Origin of the sequence: Mycobacterium sp. 852014-52450_SCH5900713 (genome assembly GCF_001667075.1) — a bacterium.
Taxonomy (GTDB): Bacteria; Actinomycetota; Actinomycetes; order Mycobacteriales; family Mycobacteriaceae; genus Mycobacterium.
The window spans coordinates 134,636-155,282 of record NZ_LZIL01000005.1; the positions used below are offsets into that span (position 1 = coordinate 134,636).

Annotated in this window: 21 protein-coding genes and 1 pseudogene; 10 read left to right on the forward strand and 12 right to left on the reverse strand. The window is 66.9% G+C overall.

The features are described 5' to 3' along the window. Positions 1 to 7 precede the first annotated feature (7 nt). From A5773_RS01545 to prfB, 8 genes are read right to left on the reverse strand one after another with little or no spacing between them, the layout of a single operon-like run. Positions 8 to 853: a maleylpyruvate isomerase family mycothiol-dependent enzyme gene (locus A5773_RS01545; protein ID WP_067789081.1), complete on the reverse strand. Its 846-nt coding sequence runs from the start codon at positions 851 to 853 to the stop codon at positions 8 to 10. Positions 854 to 898: 45 nt separating this feature from the next. Then, entirely contained in the window at positions 899 to 1,744 is an 846-nt protein-coding gene (locus tag A5773_RS01550) for an EamA family transporter (RefSeq protein WP_156664386.1), read from the reverse strand. Next, positions 1,741 to 2,250 carry an SsrA-binding protein SmpB gene (smpB, locus tag A5773_RS01555; protein ID WP_066952192.1) on the reverse strand — a complete coding sequence of 170 codons (510 nt, stop codon included), beginning with the start codon at positions 2,248 to 2,250 and terminating at the stop codon, positions 1,741 to 1,743. Before smpB ends, A5773_RS01550 begins: the two co-directional genes overlap by 4 nt. A 2-nt stretch (positions 2,251 to 2,252) precedes the next feature. After that, the gene (ftsX, locus tag A5773_RS01560; protein WP_066952190.1) at positions 2,253 to 3,146 is read right to left on the reverse strand and encodes a permease-like cell division protein FtsX; all 894 of its coding nucleotides are present in this window, start codon (positions 3,144 to 3,146) and stop codon (positions 2,253 to 2,255) included. Next, positions 3,147 to 3,836 carry a cell division ATP-binding protein FtsE gene (ftsE, locus tag A5773_RS01565; protein ID WP_066952188.1) on the reverse strand — a complete coding sequence of 230 codons (690 nt, stop codon included), beginning with the start codon at positions 3,834 to 3,836 and terminating at the stop codon, positions 3,147 to 3,149. Between the two features lie 43 nt (positions 3,837 to 3,879). Then, a complete protein-coding gene (locus tag A5773_RS01570; RefSeq protein ID WP_067789084.1) occupies positions 3,880 to 4,365 on the reverse strand; it encodes a hypothetical protein in 486 nt (161 codons plus the stop codon). After that, a complete protein-coding gene (locus A5773_RS01575) occupies positions 4,362 to 5,357 on the reverse strand; it encodes a mechanosensitive ion channel family protein (RefSeq protein ID WP_066946526.1) in 996 nt (331 codons plus the stop codon). Before A5773_RS01575 ends, A5773_RS01570 begins: the two co-directional genes overlap by 4 nt. Beyond that, positions 5,347 to 6,453 (reverse strand): peptide chain release factor 2, encoded by a 1,107-nt coding sequence (gene prfB / locus A5773_RS01580; protein WP_066946531.1) that lies wholly within the window; start codon positions 6,451 to 6,453, stop codon positions 5,347 to 5,349. Before prfB ends, A5773_RS01575 begins: the two co-directional genes overlap by 11 nt. A 163-nt stretch (positions 6,454 to 6,616) precedes the next feature. On the opposite strand from prfB, the gene A5773_RS01585 reads away from it, so the two are divergent. Further along, positions 6,617 to 7,984 (forward strand): FAD-dependent oxidoreductase, encoded by a 1,368-nt coding sequence (locus A5773_RS01585; protein WP_066946534.1) that lies wholly within the window; start codon positions 6,617 to 6,619, stop codon positions 7,982 to 7,984. Here the strand turns inward: A5773_RS01585 and A5773_RS01590 are convergent, their stop codons facing one another. Further along, positions 7,985 to 8,401, reverse strand: coding sequence for a group III truncated hemoglobin (locus tag A5773_RS01590; RefSeq protein WP_066946538.1), 417 nt, complete (start codon positions 8,399 to 8,401; stop codon positions 7,985 to 7,987). A gap of 18 nt (positions 8,402 to 8,419) precedes the next feature. Continuing rightward, positions 8,420 to 9,217 carry a universal stress protein gene (locus A5773_RS01595; RefSeq protein ID WP_066946779.1) on the reverse strand — a complete coding sequence of 266 codons (798 nt, stop codon included), beginning with the start codon at positions 9,215 to 9,217 and terminating at the stop codon, positions 8,420 to 8,422. 195 nt (positions 9,218 to 9,412) lie between these two features. Here A5773_RS01595 and A5773_RS01600 point away from each other — a divergent pair, with 195 nt between their 5' ends. Genes A5773_RS01600 through A5773_RS01610 form a run of 3 tightly spaced genes read left to right on the forward strand, consistent with a single transcriptional unit; the run spans position 9,413 to position 13,158 of the window. After that, positions 9,413 to 11,737 (forward strand): nitric-oxide reductase large subunit, encoded by a 2,325-nt coding sequence (locus tag A5773_RS01600; protein WP_067789087.1) that lies wholly within the window; start codon positions 9,413 to 9,415, stop codon positions 11,735 to 11,737. Between the two features lie 3 nt (positions 11,738 to 11,740). Further along, positions 11,741 to 12,367 (forward strand): hypothetical protein, encoded by a 627-nt coding sequence (locus A5773_RS01605; RefSeq protein WP_067789090.1) that lies wholly within the window; start codon positions 11,741 to 11,743, stop codon positions 12,365 to 12,367. Beyond that, a complete protein-coding gene (locus tag A5773_RS01610) occupies positions 12,364 to 13,158 on the forward strand; it encodes a slipin family protein (protein WP_067789093.1) in 795 nt (264 codons plus the stop codon). Before A5773_RS01605 ends, A5773_RS01610 begins: the two co-directional genes overlap by 4 nt. Before the next feature lie 81 nt (positions 13,159 to 13,239). Here the strand turns inward: A5773_RS01610 and A5773_RS01615 are convergent, their stop codons facing one another. Continuing rightward, positions 13,240 to 13,569 (reverse strand): hypothetical protein, encoded by a 330-nt coding sequence (locus A5773_RS01615; RefSeq protein WP_066946551.1) that lies wholly within the window; start codon positions 13,567 to 13,569, stop codon positions 13,240 to 13,242. A gap of 33 nt (positions 13,570 to 13,602) precedes the next feature. Here A5773_RS01615 and hisN point away from each other — a divergent pair, with 33 nt between their 5' ends. From hisN to A5773_RS01630, 3 genes are all read left to right on the forward strand, one after another. Beyond that, the gene (gene hisN, locus A5773_RS01620; RefSeq protein ID WP_067789096.1) at positions 13,603 to 14,391 is read left to right on the forward strand and encodes a histidinol-phosphatase; all 789 of its coding nucleotides are present in this window, start codon (positions 13,603 to 13,605) and stop codon (positions 14,389 to 14,391) included. A gap of 84 nt (positions 14,392 to 14,475) precedes the next feature. Then, positions 14,476 to 15,885, forward strand: coding sequence for an acyl-CoA dehydrogenase family protein (locus tag A5773_RS01625; protein WP_067265741.1), 1,410 nt, complete (start codon positions 14,476 to 14,478; stop codon positions 15,883 to 15,885). 20 nt (positions 15,886 to 15,905) lie between these two features. Beyond that, complete coding sequence (locus A5773_RS01630) at positions 15,906 to 17,111, forward strand: acyl-CoA dehydrogenase family protein (RefSeq protein WP_067789099.1); 1,206 nt, start codon at positions 15,906 to 15,908, stop codon at positions 17,109 to 17,111. On the opposite strand, the gene A5773_RS01635 is transcribed toward A5773_RS01630, so the two are convergent. Then, on the reverse strand, positions 17,104 to 17,961 hold the full coding sequence (locus tag A5773_RS01635; protein ID WP_067265735.1) for an oxidoreductase: 858 nt from the start codon (positions 17,959 to 17,961) through the stop codon (positions 17,104 to 17,106). The two genes, A5773_RS01630 and A5773_RS01635, sit on opposite strands and share 8 nt — an antisense overlap. 22 nt (positions 17,962 to 17,983) lie before the next feature. Between A5773_RS01635 and A5773_RS01640 the strand changes: the two genes are divergently transcribed. From A5773_RS01640 to A5773_RS01650, 3 genes and pseudogenes are all read left to right on the forward strand, one after another. Continuing rightward, positions 17,984 to 18,982 (forward strand): acryloyl-CoA reductase, encoded by a 999-nt coding sequence (locus tag A5773_RS01640; protein ID WP_066946568.1) that lies wholly within the window; start codon positions 17,984 to 17,986, stop codon positions 18,980 to 18,982. A 22-nt stretch (positions 18,983 to 19,004) separates the two neighbouring features. After that, positions 19,005 to 19,976 carry an NADPH:quinone oxidoreductase family protein gene (locus tag A5773_RS01645; protein WP_066946571.1) on the forward strand — a complete coding sequence of 324 codons (972 nt, stop codon included), beginning with the start codon at positions 19,005 to 19,007 and terminating at the stop codon, positions 19,974 to 19,976. A gap of 162 nt (positions 19,977 to 20,138) precedes the next feature. Then, positions 20,139 to 20,647 (forward strand): annotated as a pseudogene (locus A5773_RS01650) (hypothetical protein); the annotation flags it as partial.

The window sequence follows — 20,647 nt, forward strand, 5'->3', positions numbered from 1 at the left end:
GCAGCGATCAGATCACGAAGTTCAGCCGCTCGACGATTTGCGCGGCCACGTCCTCGTCGCCGCCGAGCTCGATGTCCTGTGACCGGGAGGGGCACATCGGCCGCCCGCCGGCGAGCCGGGTGAACTGCACCCCGTCCAGCCGAATCGTCACCGTCGGCTCGTGGCCGCCGAAGTCGTCGACCAGCTGGGCCCGGCCATCGACGCCGATACGGATGCTGCGGGAAAGCGGACCGGTCAGCTCGAACAGGACCCGCGAACCCTCTGGCGCCTTGGCCCGCTTGCCCACCACGTAGCCCATCGTCCCGGCGATCTCGTCGAGGGAGAGCTCCGATGCGGCCCCGACAAGCTGGTCGTCCGACGCTGGCCGCCGCAGCGCCTCGCGGATGTCCTGCTCGTGCATCCAGCAGTCGAACACCCGGACCCGCATGAACCGCCCGTAGCTCTCCGGACCTACCGGCGTCAGCGTCACGGCGTCCCACTCCTCGGCCGACATGCCCGTCAGCACCTTGCGCCGGTCATCGGTGATGTCCTTGAACCGTTTGAGCACGTCCTCGCCGGATTCGGCGGCGAGGTGACGCACCCAGCACTCGTTCATCACGCCGATGTCGTTGTGGACATGCTCGAGCGCCGAGACGTCGATGTCGGGGTGGGGCGCGGGCACGCCGGCAAGGAACGACTCGGTGCCGATCATGTGCGCCACCAACGCCTTGACGTCCCAACCGGGCAGCGGGCTGGCGGCCTGCCATTGCTCTTCCGGCAGCCCGTCCAGCATCGCGGTGATGTCGTCCCACACCGCGAACAAACCGGCGAGCACTTCGGACTTGTCGAGCTTGGTGACGGGGCGATCGGCCATGGTCGGATAGTAGGCCGATGGGTTAGCTCAAGACAGGCGCAACCGTCAGCTGGCGGCGATCATGGCCACGGATCCCATGGCCATCACCATGCCGAACCCCTGCCAGCGGGTCAGTCGCTCGCGCAGCACGACCATGGCCAGCACGACCGTGGCCGCCGGGTAAAGCGAGATCATGATGCTGGCCAGCGACAGCAACCAGGTGTGCAGCGCCAGCAGCATGGTCACGTTGGCGCAGATGTCCAGCACCGCGACGGCCCAAGCCAGCTTCAGCGGCTTCCCGCGCGGCGCCCGCAGGTTCTTGCTGGCCGCGGCCATCACGAAGATCACGACGGTGGCCGACAGCCGGGCGAATACCAGCGGCCAAAGTTTGCAGGCATGCGGCGCCTGATGGAGAAAGACCAGGTTCAGCCCCATCGCCGAGCCGGCCAGCAGCGTGAGCCATGCCACCTTCGGGGTGAACCGATACGGAGTGACACCTTGGGCGGTGGCCTCCCGGCTCACCAGCATGACCGCGATGAGAGCCAGCACGACGCCCACCGAGGCCCCCGGGCCCGGCCGCTCCCCCAGCGCCACACCGACCGCCACCGGCACGGCGGCGTTGAGGACCGCCGCCAACGGTGAGACGACCGAGATGGGGCCGGCGCCCAGCGCGGCGAAGAACGCCCACATGCCGACGGCCATTCCGACGCCGTAGAGGCAGCCCCAGAAGACGGCGCCGGTCGAAATCGGCCCGCCCACGGCGAGCGCCAGCGCGCCCAGCAAGATTGTCTCGATCGGATAGACCACCAGCATCACGCGCAGCGCGGCTACCCGTCGAGCGGCTACACCGCCCACGAAGTCGCTGACGCCGTACGTAACGGCCGACAGCTGGGCGTAAGCGGCCCCGATCAGTTCATGCCCTTGGCTCGGCGACCCAATTCACGGACCACTTCGCGCTGGGCATCGCGGCGGGCCATGTCCTGACGTTTGTCGTGTGCTCGCTTGCCGCGCGCTAACGCGAGCTCGACCTTGACCTTTCCTTCGGAGAAATACAGAGACATCGGCACGAGGGCGAGGTTACCATCTCGTATCTTGCCGACCAGGCGGTCAATTTGTGCCCTATGTAACAACAACTTTCGATTGCGACGGGGCTCATGGTTGGTCCAGCTACCGTGCTGATACTCCGGAATGTGCAAGTTGCGCAACCACACTTCGCCGTCGTCGACGGTTGCGAACGCGTCGGCCAGGGAAGCATGGCCCTCGCGCAGGCTTTTCACCTCTGTGCCCTGCAAAGCCACTCCGGCCTCGAACTCCTCGAGGATCGAATAGTTATGCCGCGCTTTGCGATTGGTAGCAATGATCTGTTTGCTGCCGCGCTTGCCGCCCGCCGCCTTGGCCCGGCCGGGATCTTTGGCCACAGCTACCGCCGGATGTAGAGGCGCAGCGTCGCGTAGGAAGTCAGGCCGGCCATCGACACGCCGAGCAGGAACAACCACGGCGAGATGTAGAGGATGTCGGCATAATCGACCTTCGCGATCAAATGAGCTTGGTAGAACTGACTTAGCGCGTTGTCCAGGAACCACGCCCGCACCAGGACCAAGCCGACGACCGCGATGGCCACACCGATCGCCGCGGCCAGCATCGCCTCCACCAAGAAGGGCAACTGCGTGTACCAGCGGCTGGCGCCGACCAGCCGCATGATCCCGATTTCGGTGCGTCGGGTGTACGCGGCGACTTGGACCATGTTGGCAATCAGCAGGATTGCCCCGACTGCCTGCACCAGGGCGACGGCGAACGCGGCGTTCCGCAAACCGTCCAGAACGGCGAACAACCGGTCGATCAAATCCTTTTCGTTGAGGATGCTGCGCACGCCGGGCTGACCCTGCATCGCGGCATCGAACTCCGAATGTTGTTCGGGGTTGTTGAGCTTGACGATGAACGACGCCGGAAACGATTCCTTGCCGGCCACGTCCTTGAACTCCGGGAACTTCTTGATCGCGTCGTTGTAGGCGTCCGGCCGGTTGACAAAGCGCACCGACTTGACGTCTTGCCGAGCATCGATCTTGTCCCGCAGCGCTTTACACGGACCGGACGCGCACGTCGCGTCGTTGGCGGAGATGTCGTCGGTGAGAAACACCTGTGTCTCGACCCGGTCGAGATAGATCTCCCGCGAGTTGTCGGCCAACCGGACCACCAGCAGACCGCCGCCGAACAAGCCGATGGAGATGGCCGTCGTAAGGATCATGGCGGCCGTCATCGTGACGTTGCGGCGCAGCCCGGTCAGGACCTCGTTGAATAGGAAGCCAAAGCGCACTTAGCGGTCCATCCCGTAGATGCCGCGCTGCTCGTCGCGGACCAGCCGTCCCAGAGACAGCTCCACGACACGCTGACGCATCGAGTCGACGATGTGGTGGTCGTGGGTGGCCATCAGCACCGTCGTCCCCGTGCGGTTGATCCGCTCCAACAAATCCATGATGTCCTTACTGGTATCCGGGTCCAGATTGCCGGTCGGCTCGTCGGCCAGCAGAACCAGGGGCCGGTTGACGTAGGCGCGCGCGATCGCGACGCGTTGCTGCTCGCCACCAGACAACTCGTGTGGCAGTCGGTTGGCTTTGCCGGACAGGCCGACGGTTTCGAGCACCTCGGGCACCACACGGTTGATCGCGTCGGTCCGTTTGCCGATCACTTCCAGCGCGAAGGCGACGTTCTCGTAGACGGTCTTCTGCTGCAACAGGCGAAAGTCCTGGAAGACGGTTCCGATCACCTGACGCAGCTTCGGCACGTGACGACCGCGCAGCTTGTTGACGTGGAACTTCGACACCCGGATGTCGCCGGTGGTCGGGTTCTCCTCGCCGAGCAGCAGCCGCATGAACGTCGACTTGCCGGAGCCCGACGGACCGATCAGGAAGACGAATTCACCCTTGTCGATTTTGACGTTGACGTCCTCCAACGCCGGACGCGCCGACGCTTTGTACTTCTTACTGACATGGTCCAGGGTGATCATCACGGCACGCCAGTGTAGCCGTGAATTTCGCTGGCGAGCCAAGTCAACTGGCTGGCAGCGGTGAACTAGGCGCCGGCCCGGGCCCCGGCTGCGGTAGCTGAGGCGGCGATGTGGTGGCGCTCGTACTGGGTGGGCAGAAGGGCGGCGGCAGCAGGCAAGGCAGCTGCGGCAGCTGCACCGGCGGCGGCGTCGTGGTCGTCGTCACCGGGGGCGGGGGCGGTGGCGGCGGCGGTGTGCTCGTCGGGGTCGGCGTGTAGGTGGCGGTGGGCGGCGGCTGCTGCACGCGGCTGCGCGGCACCCAGGTGTAGTTGGGGTCGGGCACGAAACCCGGCGGCACCACTTGCTGCGCCGGTGGCTTGGGCGCCGGCTCCGGACGGTAGGTGTCGTAGACCCACCACACGACGAAAAAAGCGACGATCAACACCAAGGTCGACGTGCGAACTCGCCCGCCGAACATGTATTGCGGCCAGCGACGGTCCGCATCCGAGTCGTCGCTGCGCTTCTCGAAGATGCTCAGGGTGAACTTCAACGCTTCTGCACCGCACCTTGCACGTCATTGTCGATTCGCTCTTCGGCGGCCTGAGCGGCCGGGACCGACGGGTCATCCACCAGGCCCACCGTCGCGTCCGCCGCAGTCACGATGCCGACACGGGCCAGCGCCCGAATGACCAGGACACGCAGTTGCCGGCCCGCCTCGAACTGCTTGCCGGGCAGGGTCCGGGCCACCAATCGCAGGGTGACGGTGTCGACTTCGATGCTCTCCACGCCCATCACGGTGGGGGCGTCCAACAGCAAGTCCCCCAACACCGGGTTGTCCATGGCGCGATCGCATTCCTGGTGCAACACCTCGTTGACCCGGTTCAGGTCGGCGCTCGTGGACACCGGGATGTCCACCACCGCGCGCGCCCAGTCCTTGGACAGGTTGACCACCTTGACGATCTGCCCGTTCGGGATGGTCAACACTTCGCCGTCCGGCGAGCGCAGTCGGGTCACCCGCAGCGTCACGTTCTCGACGGTGCCGCTGGCCTCCGTCGCGGAAACGACGGTAAGCGTGACCAGGTCTCCGAATCCGTACTGCCTTTCGGCCAGGATGAAGAACCCGGACAGCAGGTCTCTCACCAGCTGCTGCGCACCGAAACCCAGCGCGGCGCCGACGACGGTGGCCGGCGCGACCAGTCCCCCCACCGAGAACTGCAGCACGTCGGCGATCTGCATCATCACCCAGATGCCGATGAGCACCACCGACACCCAGGAGATCACCGACGCCATAGCCTGGCGGTGTTTCGAGGCTTCCGACCGAACCAGCGCGTCGCTCTCGGCGAAGCCCAGGTTGAGCTGACGGGTCACCTGCTGCGCGACCCAGTTGACGAACCGGGCGGCCAACACCGCCACGATCAGCACCATCACGATCCGCAGACCGCGGGTGATGATCCATTGCCCGACGTCACCGCGCCAGAAGTCGTGCCAGCCCAGCGCCTTTATCGACGCGGTCGAGGCGAGAAGAGTTGTGTTAGTCGTCATCTTTTCGATTGCGCCACCGGATTCCCGCTTCCAGGAATCCGTCGATGTCTCCGTCCAGGACGGCCGCCGGATTGCCGACCTCGTACTCGGTCCGCAGATCCTTGACCATCTGATACGGGTGCAGGACGTAGGAGCGCATCTGGTTGCCCCACGAACTGCCGCCTTCGCCTTTCAATGCGTCCAGCTCCGCGCGTTCTTCGGAACGCTTGCGCTCCAACAACTTTGCCTGCAGCACGCGCATCGCCGAGATCTTGTTCTGCAGTTGCGATTTTTCGTTCTGGCAAGTCACGACGATACCCGTTGGGATGTGGGTTAAACGAACCGCCGAGTCGGTGGTGTTCACGGATTGGCCGCCGGGACCGCTGGAGCGGTAAACATCCACGCGCACATCGCCTTCCGGAATGTCGATGTGGTCGGTGGTATCCACCACGGGAAGAACCTCGACTTCGGCGAATGACGTCTGACGTCGACTTTGGTTGTCAAACGGGCTGATCCGCACCAACCGGTGGGTGCCCTGCTCGACGGACAACGTGCCGTAGGCAAACGGAGCGTGCACCGCGAAGGTCGCGCTCTTGATGCCCGCCTCCTCGGCATAAGAGGTGTCGAACACTTCGACGGGGTACTTGTGCTGCTCGGCCCACCGGATGTACATCCGCATCAGCATCTCGGCCCAGTCGGCGGCGTCCACCCCGCCGGCGCCCGATCGGATGGTGACCAGCGCCTCGCGCTCGTCGTACTCCCCCGAGAGCAGGGTGCGCACCTCGGTGGCCTCTATATCGGCGCGCAGCGCCTTGAGCTCGGCGTCCGCCTCGGCGAGCGCGTCCGCCGCGCCCTCCTCGGTCGCCAGCTCGTAGAGCACCGGCAGGTCGTCGAGGCGTCCCCGTAACTCCTCGATGCGCCGCAGCTCCCCCTGGGTGTGTGACAACTCACTGGTCACCCGCTGCGCACGGGCCTGGTCATCCCACAATTGGGGATCGGACGCCTCGTGCTCGAGCTTCTCGATCCGGCTGCGCAGACCGGCCACATCGAGCACCCGCTCCACCGTGGTCAGGGTGGAGTCAAGGGCGGCGATATCGGCTTGACGGTCGGGTTCCACAGCGGACAACGTTACCGGGAGCCGCCGAGCGCCTCGGCTCCCGGCGAGTGCTCAGGCCACGACCAGCGGTCATGCGTTTAGCATCGAGTCACGATCATGTGCGCCCCGCGCTGCGCGCCGACAGTCCACCGCGCGCTAACCGGGCACGAATAGAAGGTCGAGTATGCGCCCATACCACGTTGCAATCGTCGGCTCCGGACCGTCGGGATTCTTCGCCGCGTCATCCTTGCTGAAGGCGGCCGATGGGTCCGAGGACGTCGAGGTAGCCGTCGACATGCTGGAAATGCTGCCCACCCCGTGGGGGCTGGTGCGCTCCGGCGTGGCTCCCGACCACCCGAAGATCAAGTCGATCAGCAAGCAGTTCGAGAAGACCGCCGAAGATCCCCGCTTCCGGTTCTTCGGCAACGTGGTGGTCGGTGAGCACGTGCAATCCAGTGAGCTGGCCGAACGCTACGACGCCGTCGTCTATGCCGTCGGGGCGCAGTCCGACCGCGCGCTCAACATCCCTGGTGAGGACCTGCCGGGCAGTGTCGCCGCCGTCGACTTCGTCGGTTGGTACAACGCGCATCCCAACTTCGAGGAGGCGACGCCCGACCTCTCGGGCGCCCGCGCCGTGGTCGTCGGCAACGGCAATGTGGCGCTCGACGTGGCGCGCATCCTGGTCACCGATCCCGACGTGCTGGGCGTCACCGACATTGCCAATCACGCGCTCGAGTCGCTGCGGCCGTGCGGCGTCGAGGAAGTGGTGGTCCTCGGGCGGCGCGGGCCCCTGCAGACCGCCTTCACCACGCTCGAGCTGCGTGAGCTGGGAGACCTCGAAGGGGTTGACGTCATCGTCGACCCCGCCCAGCTGGAGGGCATCACCGACGAGGAGGCCGCCGCGGCCGGCAAAACGGCCAAGCAGAACATCAACGTGCTCCGGGGTTATGCACAGCGCGACCCGCGCCCCGGGCACCGCCGGATCGTGCTGCGATTCATGACCTCGCCGATCGAGATCAAGGGCGAGGACAGGGTGGAACGCATCGTGCTGGGCCGCAACGAACTGGTGACCGACGAGAACGGGCGGGTATCAGCCAAGGACACCGGCGACCGCGAGGAACTGCCGGTTCAGCTGGTGGTGCGGTCGGTCGGCTACCGCGGTGTGCCGACCCCGGGGCTGCCGTTCGACGAGAAGAGCGCCACGATCCCCAATACCGCGGGCCGGGTGGACGGCAGCCGCAACGAATACGTCGTCGGTTGGATCAAGCGCGGTCCGACCGGTGTCATCGGCACCAACAAAAAGGATTCCCAGGACACCGTCGACACCCTGCTCGCCGATCTGGACCGCGCGAAAGACGGAGGTCTGGCCGAGTTCCCCGAGGACCACGCCGACAAGTTGGCAGAATGGCTCGCTTCGCGCCAGCCCAAGCTGGTGACCTCGGCGCACTGGGAGATCATCGACCGCCATGAGCGTGCGGCCGGCGAGCCGCATGGGCGCCCCCGCGTCAAGCTGCCCAACCTGGCGGAGATGCTGCGGATCAGCCACGGTTGATCAGGAGGTGACGGTGGCGAGCAGCTCGGGCGCGTCGAGCCCGGTCAGCCGCCGGTGCATGGCCCAGGCAATCCTGGCGGCCTGAACCTTCGCCCGGTCCGCGGCCGGTCCGCGGTACATGTCGTCGACCGTGCCGTGCCAGATGGTGAGCCACCGCAGGAAGTGGCGGTTGGACAGCGGGGTCCGCCGGTGAATGTCCCGGTGCGCCTGCAGCGCACTACCCCGGTAGCGTCCCGCGCGAAAGAGCACCGTCTCCCAGAAATCGCACATCGTCGGAATGTGTGAGTCCAAGCCGACGGCCCGCAGTTCGGCAAACGGCTCCGCCAACACCTCGTCGTTGAGCGCCCTTCCATAAAAGCGGCGCAGCAACGCCTCCACGTCGGCGCGGTCGCTCAGATCCGCCCCCGTTTCAACCATCGCCAGCTCCTGGATTCGTCACAGGTTGCTGCACCGGATCGCCAGCACGGAATGCGTCGCGTTGCAGGCCGGCTCAGCGGTATGACAGTCGGTGACCAACAACTGGCCCGCTTCGGGGTGGGCGCCGATGTACTGCTCCGCACTGCCCCGCACGATCGCGGACTCCACCCGGATGTCGGGATACAGCCGCGTCCATCGCGCGAGCCGTCGACTCAATTGCGCTTGCGCCGAACGCGTTCCGTCGCCGGCATCGTGCGCGTCCGCACCCTGGCATACCCAGAGCGCGCGCAGTGTCGCCCCGCGCAGCCTCGCCTCTTCGAACGCGTACCGCAGCACCATGCCGTTGCCGGCGTCGACCACGACGCTGGCGACCTTCGGAGGCGCCGACCGTCTCGCCGGCTGATGGATCACGGCCACCGGGCACTGTGCCGAGCGGGCCAAGGAGGTTGCGACGGAGGTTTCGCCGTGACAGGCATGGTTGAGGCCAATCGAACCGATACACATCATGGCCGCCGACCTAGACTCCTCGGTCAGCTTGGTCAGCGGCCTCCCGCAAACAATCTCGGTTTCGACCTTGACGCGAACGCCGGTGGCGTCGACGGACCGATGGGCGTCGGCCAGCGCCGTCCGCGCGCCGGCCAGGCGCGTCTCGCAGGCCTGTGCGGTGGGGGCGTCCTGCGGATCGACGACGCACACCAACCGCATCGGGATATCCCGGCCGGCCGCCTCATCGACCGCCCACAGAGCCGCCTGCCTCGCCGCCCTCGACCCGTCCACCCCTACGACGATTGCCGGACCCGGATAGCTATTGCTCATCACGGTCTCCTCTGCTGAGCTGTACGCGGGGAACATTCACGTCGCTCAGCCACGACCGTATGACCGGGAATGCCTCTGTCCCAGGGGCATTGGTCCCGAAATCGAGGCCATTGGCCCCTAGGGAGCGGCGAGGGCGATGTTGGCTTTGCCCCGGCACGACAACCGAATTCAGGCTTGAAGACGGGAGACTCGCAGATGGCCGCTCAACAGGCCGCTCGACAAGCATCCTCGCAGCCCCTGGTCGGCAAAGGCTGGATCCAGGGCGTCGCCCTGGTGATGATTTTCGGCTTCCTGGTCATGGGCATCCTGGCCTACCGCACGTACTCGGCGTCGATGCCGATGCCGGACAAGGTCGTCAACGAGTCGGGCCAGCTGCTGTTCACCGGCGACGACATCACCCGTGGGCAGGAGCTCTACCAGACGCGCGGCCTCATGGAATACGGCTCGGTGCTGGGGCATGGCGCCTACCTGGGGCCCGACTACACCGCGGAATACCTGCGGATGGCGACGCAGGACGTCGGCGATCAGCTGCGGGCGCAGGGGGTGGCCGATCCGCGTGACCGGGTGGTCACCGAATTTCGCACCAACCGCTACAACGGCACCACCAAAACGTTGGTGTTCACCGACCGGCAGGCCGCGGCGTTCGACCACATGCAGCGCCACTACGCCGCCTTCTTCGGCGAGAACTCGACCAAATACGGGCTGCTCCCCCAGATGATCACAGATAAGGCGCAGATCCACGACCTGACCGCGTTCTTCGCGTGGACGGCCTGGGCGGGCGCGGCCGAACGCCCCGGCCACAAGTACAGCTACACCAACAACTGGCCGGCGGAATCCCGCGTCGACAACGGGCCCACCGCGGCGGTGATCGTGTGGTCGGCGCTGTCGCTGATTGCGTTGCTGGGCGGAATCGGCGTCATGTTCGCGGTCTACGGGCGCTGGAGCCAGAAGGTCGGCTGGCACGGCGCAGAGTCGTCCACGCTTTCCTTCCGCCAGCCGGGTGAGGTGAGCCTGACGCCCGCGCAGCGTGCCACGATCTGGTTCTTCGCGATCGTGTCCGTGTTGTTCTTGGCGCAGACGCTGCTCGGCGCGGCGGCCGAGCATTACCGGGCCGACTTGTCGAACTTTTTCGGGCTGGATCTGGCCCGGGTGCTGCCGTACAACCTGGCCCGCACCTGGCATGTGCAACTGTCACTGTTCTGGACCGCGGCGGCTTTCCTGGCCGGGGGCATCTTCCTGGTGCCGTTCATCGCGCGCCGCGAGCCGCGCCGTCAGGGCTTGCTGGCCTACGTGTTGCTGGGCGCGGTCGCGGTGGTGGTGTTCGGATCGCTGATCTGCGAGGCACTCTCCATCTACGGAGTGATCCCGCATGGGCTGCTGTCCCAGCAGTGGGAGTATCTCGATCTGCCGCGGCTGTTTCAGATCCTGCTGATCATCGGCCTGTTCGTGTGGATTGCGATCATCTTCCGGGGCATGCGTGCCCGGCTCAAAGGCGAATCGAAGATGAACATGCCGTGGTTGTTCTTCTTCTCCGGGCTGGCGATCCCGGCGTTCTACACCGTCGGGCTATTGGCAAGCAGCGGCACGCATTACACCGTCGCCGAATTCTGGCGGTTCTGGGTGGTGCACCTGTGGGTCGAGGACTTCCTCGAGTTGTTCACCACGGTGATGGTGGCCTACATGTTCGTGTTGCTCGGCGTGGTGCGCGAGCGAATCGCGCTGGGCGTGATCTTCCTTGACGTCATTCTGTACTCCGCGGGCGGGGTCATCGGCACCATGCACCACCTGTACTTCTCGGGCACGCCGGTGGAACACATGGCGCTGGGCGCGTTCTTCTCGGCGGCCGAGGTCATTCCGTTGACCTTTCTCACCGTCGAGGCGTGGGCATTCCTGCAGCTGGGTTCGCGGCAGCAGTCCGGCGACAGCAAGCCCTTCCCGCATCGCTGGGCGGTCATGTTTCTGGTCGCCGTCGGATTCTGGAACTTCTTGGGGGCCGGCATTTTCGGCTTCCTGATCAACCTGCCGATCGTGTCCTACTACCAGATCGGCACCGCGCTGACCGCCAACCATGCCCACGGCGCGATGATGGGCGTCTACGGCATGCTCGCCGTCGGCCTGGCCATGTTCGCGTTCCGCTACGTGATCCCGGCCGACAAGTGGCCGGAGAAGCTGGCGCGAACCTCCTTCTGGTGCATGAACATTGGTCTCGCGTGGATGGTGTTCGTGACTCTGCTGCCGCTGGGCGTCCTGCAGCTCTACCACTCGGTCAACGACGGCTACTTCGAGGCGCGCTCCCTGGGCTACATCACCAGGCCCGGCAACGCCGTCCTGGAATGGCTCCGGCTGCCCGGCGACGTCATCCTGATCGTCGGCGGTGTGCTGCCGTTCGTCTGGATCGCATGGACGGCCTTGCGGAACTTCCGGACGGGTTCAACGGTGCAGGAGTTGCCCGAACATCCGCTGTACGTCGAAGCCCCGACCGAGCCGGAGACCGGTGCCGCGGTGTCGGCGAGGGACTGACCGGTGACTCAGCCGGCCGCCTCCGTATGGCTGATCGCCGGGTATTCCCTTGGCCTGCTGGCCATCGGGTGGAGTTTCGACTCGATGGCCCGACGGGCGTCGGCGCGCGCGGCCCGTTGGCGCACAGGCCAATTCACCTACCGCCCCGACCATGACGCCTGGGTGTGTCCACAGGACCACTGGCTGTGGCCGACTTCGTTCGATCCGCGGCACCGGGTCATGCGATATCGCGCCCAACCGGTGGTGTGCAACAGCTGTCCCGTCAAGTCCAGCTGTACGACGTCCGATCACGGCCGGGAGATCAGCCGCGAGGTGGACCCGTGGCCGCACTCGGATGCTGGGCGGTTCCACCGCGGGATCGCCTGCTGCGTGGCCGCCTTCGGCATCGTGTTGCCGCTGGCCATGTTGGTCGCCAACCACTCGGGTGCCGACGTGTTGGTCTTGACCGGCACCATCGGGGTTGTCGCGCTGCTCGGCCAGCCGCTGGTCCGCCACTTGTGGAACACCCCGTCCAATGCGCCGGAGCACCTTCCGCACCGCACCGCGCTCGAGGACCAGGCGGCCGCGGCGATAGACAGGTATTCCACCCGCTGGGGCGGCTGGGAAAGCAAGGAGGGCAAGCCAACATGACCACCGTTGTGATCGTCGTTGTCGCCGGGATTGTCGCGCTTGCCGTGCTCGCGCAGTGGTCCCTGGCAGTGCTGCGCGAGTACGAACGCGGAGTCGTCTTCCGGATGGGGCATGTGCGCCCGCTCTACGGTGCCGGGCTTCGTCTCCTTATCCCCTTTCTGGACAAGATGATCCGCGTCGACCAGCGGCTGGTGACGCTGACCATCCCCCCTCAGGAGGTGATCACCCGCGACAACGTGCCGGCCCGGGTCAACGCGGTGGTCATGTTCCAGGTGATGGAGCCGCTGAAAGCGATTCTGGCGGTGGAGAACTACGCGGTGGCCACCTCCCAGATCGCCCAGACCACGCTGCGTTCGCTGCTCGGCCGGGTCGATTTGGACACCCTGCTGGCACACCGGGAGGACCTCAACAGCGATCTGCGCACGATCATCGAAAAGCAGACCGAGCCCTGGGGCGTGCAGGTCCGGGTCGTGGAGATCAAAGACGTCGAGATTCCCGAGTCGATGCAGCGGGCGATGGCGCGCGAGGCCGAGGCCGAACGGGAACGCCGCGCGAAAGTCATCAACGCCCGCGGGGAGCTGCAGGCCTCCGAGGAGCTGCGTGAAGCGGCGGAGACACTCTCGAAGAGCCCCGCCTCGCTGCAATTGCGTTACCTGCAAACGCTGTTGGAATTGGGCGCGGACCAGAATTCAACCGTCGTCTTCCCGCTGCCGGTAGACATCATCACGCCGTTCTTGCGGCATCCGGAGGCGCTGCGGGGCATCGTCGACAACTTCAACAATCGCGGGTGACAGGTAAGCGCCACATCTGGTCCCCAGCTATGGCGTTCGCATCGCGGTAATGGCGCACCCGCCCGCGGCCGGCTGACCGGGCTACACCGGGGGCGCCTCGGAGGGTGCGAACCTCCAGTTGTCCGGATTCTTCGGCGAGTACACCACCGGAATCAACTGGCCCATGGTCGGCCATTGGTCGACGTCGACGGCCATGCGCTGATACACGGCGTGCTCGCTGACGGTGGGCCCGTTGATCACACCGGCGATGGTGACGAACTGTTCACCGGTGGCCTCCGGGCGTGGACTCACGCCGGTGACCAGCAACGTACCGTTCAGCACCTCGCCGCGCGGGCCGCGTGGCAGGAACCGCTGGGCAAGAGCGACCGCCAAGACGGCCGCCAACAGGAACAGCACACCGAATTCCCACACGCCGCCATGGTAGGGCCGTGATAGGACTGCGTCATGAGCCGGGACGATCTGACGTTGGCGCTGACGCTGGCCGACCGCGCCGACGCGCTGACGGCGGCGCGGTTCGGGGCACTCGACCTGCGCGTTGACACCAAGCCGGACCTGACCCCGGTCACCGACGCCGATCGCGCGGTGGAGACCGAGCTGCGCGAGGCGCTGGACCGCGAGCGGCCGCACGACAGCATTGTCGGCGAGGAGTTCGGCGGAACCACCACCTTCACCGGACGCCAGTGGATCATCGACCCCATCGACGGCACCAAGAACTTCGTGCGCGGCGTGCCGGTCTGGGCCAGTCTCATCGCGCTGCTCGAAGACGGTGTGCCCACGGTCGGCGTCGTCAGCGCCCCCGCTCTGCAGCGTCGGTGGTGGGCGGCGGGCGGCGACGGCGCCTTCGTCGCGGTCGACGGCGCACCGCCCCGTCGGCTCTCGGTTTCCGCTGTGGCACAACTCGATTCGGCGAGCTTGTCGTTTTCCAGCTTGTCCGGCTGGGCGCAGCGCGGCCTACGGGAACGCTTCATCTCGCTGACCGACGCGGTGTGGCGGGTGCGCGCCTTCGGCGACTTTCTCTCCTATTGCCTGGTGGCCGAGGGGGCGATCGACATCGCCACCGAACCCGAGGTGTCCGTCTGGGACCTCGCGGCCCTCGACATCCTGGTGCGCGAGGCGGGCGGGACGTTCACCGGCCTGGACGGCGTCGCGGGACCGCACCGCGGCAGCGCGGTGGCGACCAACGGGCCGCTGCACGAACTCGTGCTTCGCGGCCTCGATGCCGGCGGTCTGTGAATTAGTTAACAACTGTTCTCTGTGATCTTACTCCGGAGTAAGATAGGTTTATCCGCACTGCCCCGACTACTACAGGCTGCCGACATGACCGACACTGGCTCCGGTTCAACACAGACTTCGAAATCCGCCCGCTCGCGTCGCAAACGAAAAGACCAGCAGAGCGGGATCGGGCTGCAACCCCACAAGCGCACCGGCGTCGACATCGCCATCGCGCTGCTCACTCCGCTGATGGGCCAGGAATTCCTGGACAAGTACCGCCTGCGCGATCCGGTCAACCGGGGGCTGCAGTACGGCACCAAGACCGTCTTCTCCACCGCCGCCACTGCCTCCCGCCAGTTCAAGCGGCTGCAGAATCTGCGCGGCGGACCGACCCGGCTGAAGTCGAGCGGCAAGGACTACTTCGACCTGACGCCCGACGACGACCAGAAGATGATCGTCGAGACCCTCAGCGAATTCGCCGAGGAGGTGTTGCGGCCGGCGGCGCACGACGCCGACGAGGCGGCGACCTACCCGCCCGACCTGATCGCCAAGGCCGCCGAGTTGGGCATCACCGCGATCAACATCCCGGAGGACTTCGACGGCATCGCCGCGCACCGCTCCAGCGTGACCAACGTGCTGGTGGCCGAGGCGCTCGCCTACGGCGACATGGGTCTCGCGCTGCCGATCCTGGCCCCCGGCGGCGTGGCCGCCGCGCTGACCCACTGGGGCAGCGCGGACCAGCAGGCCACCTATCTGCACGAGTTCGCCGGCGAGAATGTTCCCCAGGCCTGCGTCACGATCGCCGAGCCGCAACCGCTGTTCGACCCCACCCGTCTGACGACCACCGCGGCGCGCACACCGAGCGGCTACCGCATCGATGGCGTGAAGTCGTTGGTCCCGGCGGCGGCCGACGCCGAGTTGTTCATCGTCGGAGCGCAGCTCGACGGCAGGCCCGCCCTGTTCATCGTCGAGTCGTCGACGAAAGGCCTTACCGTCAGGGCGGATCCGAGCATGGGTATCCGCGCGGCCGCCCTGGGCCACGTCGAGCTGTCCGGCGTCACGGTCCCGCTGAGCGCCCGGCTGGGCGAGGACGAGGCGACCGATGACGACTACTCGGAGGCCATTGCGCTGTCCCGGTTGGGCTGGGCGGCGCTGGCGGTGGGCACCTCGCACGCGGTGCTCGACTACGTCGTGCCCTACGTGAAGGAGCGCGAGGCTTTCGGCGAGCCGATCGCGCATCGTCAGGCCGTCGCGTTCATGTGCGCCAACATCGCGATCGAGCTGGACGGACTCCGGCTGATCACCTGGCGTGGCGCCGCCCGCGCCGAGCAGGGCCTGCCCTTCGTCCGCGAGGCGGCGCTGGCCAAGCGGCTGGGCGCCGACAAGGGTATGCAGATCGGCCTGGACGGCGTGCAGCTGCTCGGCGGCCACGGCTTTACCAAAGAACACCCGGTCGAGCGCTGGTACCGCGACCTGCGGGCCATCGGCGTCGCCGAGGGCGTCGTAGTTATCTAACACGAGCTGAAAGTTCAACCATGGCAATCAATCTGGAACTGCCCCGCAAGCTGCAGGCGGTCGTCGTCAAGACACATCAGGGCGCCGCGGAGCTGATGCGACCGATCGCGCGCAAGTACGACCTCAAGGAGCACGCCTACCCGGTCGAACTCGACACGCTGTACAACCTGTTCGCTGGCGCCTCGGAATCAATCGAATTCGCCGGGGCCGACAACCTGGGCGATGAAAACAAAGACCGGGACCAAAACCACAACGGCGCCAACATGGCTGCGCTGCTGCAGACCCTGGAGGCCTGCTGGGGCGACGTCGCGATGATGCTCTCGGTCCCCTACCAGGGCTTGGGCAACGCCGCCATCTCCGCGGTGGCCACCGAAGAACAGCTGGAACGCCTGGGCAAGGTGTGGGCGGCGATGGCCATCACCGAGCCGGGTTTCGGCTCCGACTCGGCGGCGGTGTCGACCACCGCCAAGCTGGACGGCGACGAATACGTGATCAACGGCGAGAAGATCTATGTCACCGCCGGTTCGCGCGCCACGCACATCGTGGTGTGGGCCACGCTGGACAAGTCGCAGGGGCGCGCGGCGATCAAGTCGTTCATCGTCCCGCGCGAGCACCCCGGCGTCACCGTCGAGCGACTCGAACGCAAGCTTGGCATCAAGGGCTCCGACACCGCGGCGATCCGGTTCGACCACGTCCGCATCCCCAAGGAAAACCTGCTGGGAAACCCCGAAATTGAGGTCGGCAAGGGCTTTTCGGGCGTGATGGAGACCTTCGACAACACCCGGCCCATCGTCGCGGCCATGGCGATCGGCGTCGCCCGGGCCGCCCTCGAGGAAATTCGCAAGATCCTCACCGAGGCCGGCGTGGAGATCTCCTACGACAAACCGTCGCACGCGCAGAGCGCCGCTGCTGCCGAGTTCCTGCGGATGGAGGCCGACTGGGAGGCCGCTTACCTGCTGGCGCTGCGGGCGGCGTGGCAGGCCGACAACAAGATCCCCAACTCCAAAGAGGCGTCGATGAGCAAGGCCAAGGCCGGCCGGATGGCCAGCGACGTGACCCTCAAGTCCGTCGAATTGGCTGGTACGACAGGCTATTCCGAGCAATCGATGCTGGAGAAGTGGGCGCGCGACTCCAAGATCCTGGACATCTTCGAGGGCACCCAGCAGATCCAGCAGTTGGTGGTCGCCCGCCGCCTGCTCGGGCTGTCGTCGGCCGAGCTCAAATAGCGACCGCGTTCAGCTGCTCGCGCACGTCGCCGTCGAGTTCGATGGACGCGACGTCCAGGTTCTCCTCGAGGTGTCGCACCGACGACGTTCCCGGGATCAGCAGCACGTTGGGCGCCAGGCTCAGCGTCCACGCCAACGCGACCTGCGCCGGCGTGCGTCCCAGCCGCTCGGCGGCGTCGACCACGAGTTGGTGGGTGAGCACCGGGTTGGGCCGCATGAAGGCGGCCCCCAGGGGGAAGAACGGAACGAACGCGATCCCGCGCGCCGCGCACTCGGCAAGAACCGGCGCCGCCTCGCGCTCAACCAAATTGAACGCGTTTTGCACACAGGCGATTTCGGTGCGCTCGCACGCATGCCGTAGGTGTTCGCGGTTGACGTTGCTCAGCCCGATGCCGCCGATCAGGCCCTGGTCGCGGGCTTCGATCATGACCGAAAGCTGGTCGTCGAACAGCTGATCCGGCCCGTCGCTTTCGAACACGCGCAGGTTGACCGCGGCCAGCTGGTCGACACCGAGGGCACGCAGGTTCGTCTCGATGTCGCGGCGCAAGTCGGACGGCGCGTCGACCGGCAGCCAGCCGCCGCTGTCGTCGCGACGGCCGCCCACCTTGCTCACCAGTGCCAGGTTCTCCGGATAGGGATGCAACGCCTCGCGGATCAGCTCGTTAGCCACGTCGGGACCGTAGAACTGGGCGGTGTCGATGTGGTCGACGCCGAGTTCGACCGCCCGCCGCAGCACGGCCAGCGCCTCGTCGCGGTCCCGGGGCGGCCCGAACGCGTTCGGGCCCGGCAACTGCATGGCGCCGAAGCCCACCCGGGAGACCGAAAAGCGACCGAGTGGAAAGGAATCCATACCGTGAGGTTAGCGTCGAGGCATGGACACGTTTCAAGCGCTCGTCGCTCGCGAAGATGGTGACCGGATAACCGCGTCGGTCGAGACTTTGAGTCAGTCGGACCTGCCGGCGGGTGAGGTGACGATCCGGGTGCTCTATTCAAGCGTCAACTACAAGGACGCGCTCGCGCTGACCCCCGGCGGCGGCGTGGTGCGCAGCTACCCCGTGGTGCCGGGTATCGACCTGACCGGCGAGGTCGTCGAGTCGCAGTCACCCGACTTCAGCGTCGGCGAGAAGGTTTTGGCCCACGGGTACCAGATCGGCACCGGCCACCACGGCGGCTACGCCGAATACGCGAGACTGCCGGCCGACCAGGTCGTTGCCCTCGGCGCATTGAGCCCGCACGAGGGCGCCGCGATCGGCACCGCCGGCTTCACCGCCGCGATGAGCGTGCAGGCGCTGATCGACTGGGGCATCGAACCCGGCGCCGGTTCGGTGGTCGTCACCGGCGCCTCCGGCGGTGTCGGCTCCGTCAGCGTGGACCTGTTGGCCGCCAAGGGGTATCGGGTGGTCGCCTCGACCGGCAAGGAGGGGGCGGCCGAGCTGCTGAAAGAGCTTGGCGCCGCGGAGGTTATCGGCCGGCTGCCGGAAGACCCCGACGCCAAACCTCGGCCGTTGGCCAAGGCGCGCTGGGCGGCCGCGGTGGACTGCGTCGGCGGGGCGACCCTGGCCGACGTGCTGAGCACCGTCGACTACGGCGGTGCGGTGGCCTGTAGCGGCCTCACGGGTGGCCCGGGATTGAAGACCACGGTGATGCCGTTCATCCTGCGCGGCATCGCTCTGCTCGGGATGGATTCGGTGCAGATGCCGATCGGCCCGCGCCGCAAACTGTGGGCGCTGCTGGGCGATTCATTGCGGCCGCGTCATCTCGACGCACTCACCAGCGACGTTGACATCAAAGATGTGGTCGATGTGCTGGACCAGGTGCGGGCCGGCAAGTTCACCGGGCGGGCGGTGGTGCGGGTCGCGGGCGGATTCTGAGCCGGCAGTAGGCTGACCGACCATGCGAGCTGCACGGGTGATTCGGCTGGACGGTCCGGACGCGGTCGAGGTGGCGGAGATCGACGAACCGTCGGGTGACGGCGTGGTCGTCGATGTGTACGCCGCCGGTGCCGCCTTCCCCGACGCCCTACTGACCCGGGGCCTGTACCAGTACCGCCCCGAGCCGCCGTTCGTGCTGGGAGCCGAGATCGCCGGTGTCGTGCGTTCGGCGCCGGATGGCGCACACGTGCGGGCCGGCGACCGGGTCGTCGGACTGACGATGCTGTCCGGCGGCATGGCCGAGGTCGCGATCCTGCAACCCGACCGGGTGTTCAAGCTCCCCGACAACGTCAGTTTCGAGGCGGGCGCCGGCCTGCTGTTCAACGACCTCACGGTGTACTTCGCCCTGACCGTGCGCGGCCGGCTGGCCCAGGGCGAGACGGTGCTGGTGCACGGCGCCGCCGGCGGCATCGGGACCTCGACGCTGCGGCTGGCATCGTTGCTCGGGGCGTCGCGCACCATCGCGGTCGTCAGCACCGAACAGAAGGCGGACGTCGCGACCGCCGCCGGGGCCACCGATGTGGTGCTGGCCGACGGGTTCAAGGACGCGGTCAAGGAGCTCACCGGCGGCCGCGGCGTCGACGTCGTGCTCGACCCGGTCGGCGGCGACCGGTTCACCGACTCGCTACGCTCGCTCGCCCCGGGCGGCCGGCTGCTGGTCGTGGGTTTCACCGGCGGCGACATCCCCACCGTGAAGGTGAACCGGTTGCTGCTCAACAACATTGACGTGGTCGGCGTGGGCTGGGGCGCCTGGACGGCGACGCATCCGAACGCGCTGGCCGAGCAGTGGGCCGGACTGGAGAAGTTGCTCGCCTCGGGTCAGTTGGCTCCGCCCAACCCTGAGGTCTATCCCCTGGACGACGCCGCCGCGGCGGTCGCGTCCCTGGAGAACCGCACCGCCAAGGGCAAGGTCGTGGTGCGCGTCCGCGACTGACGCGATGGGCCGTTGATCGGCGACACATAAACGTCGGCGAAGACACGCCGAATCGGGTCGCAACGGATTATGTCTCGCGGACGGCGCCGGCCCTTGTGCGGCACGGAAACAAAAAGTAATGTCACTTTCAGTTTTATCCGTCGTCCGAGCCGGAGGTCAGCCATGGAATCCTTCGTCCACTTGCGAAAAGGGAAGACACCGCGCCGCCTGCACGCAGACCTCGACGGGCTCAAGGACGACGAGCTGGGCCGGGGCGGATTCACCGGACGCACGGCGAACCTCTACCGCCGCCACGACCCCACCGCCTACCGGTCGGTCGGCCCGCTGCGCCCCGTCGACGTGCTGGCCGGCCAGCTCAAGCCCAGCGACGCCACCGACGCCGGCGGCGGTCCCCTGCTGATGTTCAGCAACGCCGACTGCCGAATCCTGTTGAGCCGCCGCCACGAGCCGATGCCGTTCTACACCCGCCATGTCGACGGCGACCTGCTGTGCTTCGTCCACCAGGGCGCCGGCCTGATCGAAACGGAGTTCGGGCCACTGCGCTACTCCGACGGCGACTGGGTCTACATCCCGAAGGCGTGCCCCAGGCGCCCCGGGGCCGCCCGCGGCCCCCCCCGGGTGATGGGGGGGGCCGGCGGCCAGGTGGGGGGGGCGCCGGGCCCGCCGCGAAC

Bases quoted from the DNA above. Each gene is read 5' to 3' on its own strand.
- A5773_RS01610 (WP_067789093.1), top strand. From the start codon at position 12,364: ATGACCACCGTTGTGATCGTCGTTGTCGCCGGGATTGTCGCGCTTGCC.
- A5773_RS01645 (WP_066946571.1), top strand. From the start codon at position 19,005: ATGCGAGCTGCACGGGTGATTCGGCTGGACGGTCCGGACGCGGTCGAG.
- A5773_RS01575 (WP_066946526.1), bottom strand. From the start codon at position 5,357: ATGACGACTAACACAACTCTTCTCGCCTCGACCGCGTCGATAAAGGCG.
- A5773_RS01625 (WP_067265741.1), top strand. From the start codon at position 14,476: ATGACCGACACTGGCTCCGGTTCAACACAGACTTCGAAATCCGCCCGC.
- ftsE (WP_066952188.1), bottom strand. From the start codon at position 3,836: ATGATCACCCTGGACCATGTCAGTAAGAAGTACAAAGCGTCGGCGCGT.
- A5773_RS01545 (WP_067789081.1), bottom strand. From the start codon at position 853: ATGGCCGATCGCCCCGTCACCAAGCTCGACAAGTCCGAAGTGCTCGCC.
- A5773_RS01635 (WP_067265735.1), bottom strand. From the start codon at position 17,961: ATGGATTCCTTTCCACTCGGTCGCTTTTCGGTCTCCCGGGTGGGCTTC.
- hisN (WP_067789096.1), top strand. From the start codon at position 13,603: ATGAGCCGGGACGATCTGACGTTGGCGCTGACGCTGGCCGACCGCGCC.
- A5773_RS01600 (WP_067789087.1), top strand. From the start codon at position 9,413: ATGGCCGCTCAACAGGCCGCTCGACAAGCATCCTCGCAGCCCCTGGTC.
- A5773_RS01630 (WP_067789099.1), top strand. From the start codon at position 15,906: ATGGCAATCAATCTGGAACTGCCCCGCAAGCTGCAGGCGGTCGTCGTC.
- A5773_RS01595 (WP_066946779.1), bottom strand. From the start codon at position 9,217: ATGAGCAATAGCTATCCGGGTCCGGCAATCGTCGTAGGGGTGGACGGG.
- A5773_RS01640 (WP_066946568.1), top strand. From the start codon at position 17,984: ATGGACACGTTTCAAGCGCTCGTCGCTCGCGAAGATGGTGACCGGATA.
- A5773_RS01590 (WP_066946538.1), bottom strand. From the start codon at position 8,401: ATGGTTGAAACGGGGGCGGATCTGAGCGACCGCGCCGACGTGGAGGCG.
- A5773_RS01585 (WP_066946534.1), top strand. From the start codon at position 6,617: ATGCGCCCATACCACGTTGCAATCGTCGGCTCCGGACCGTCGGGATTC.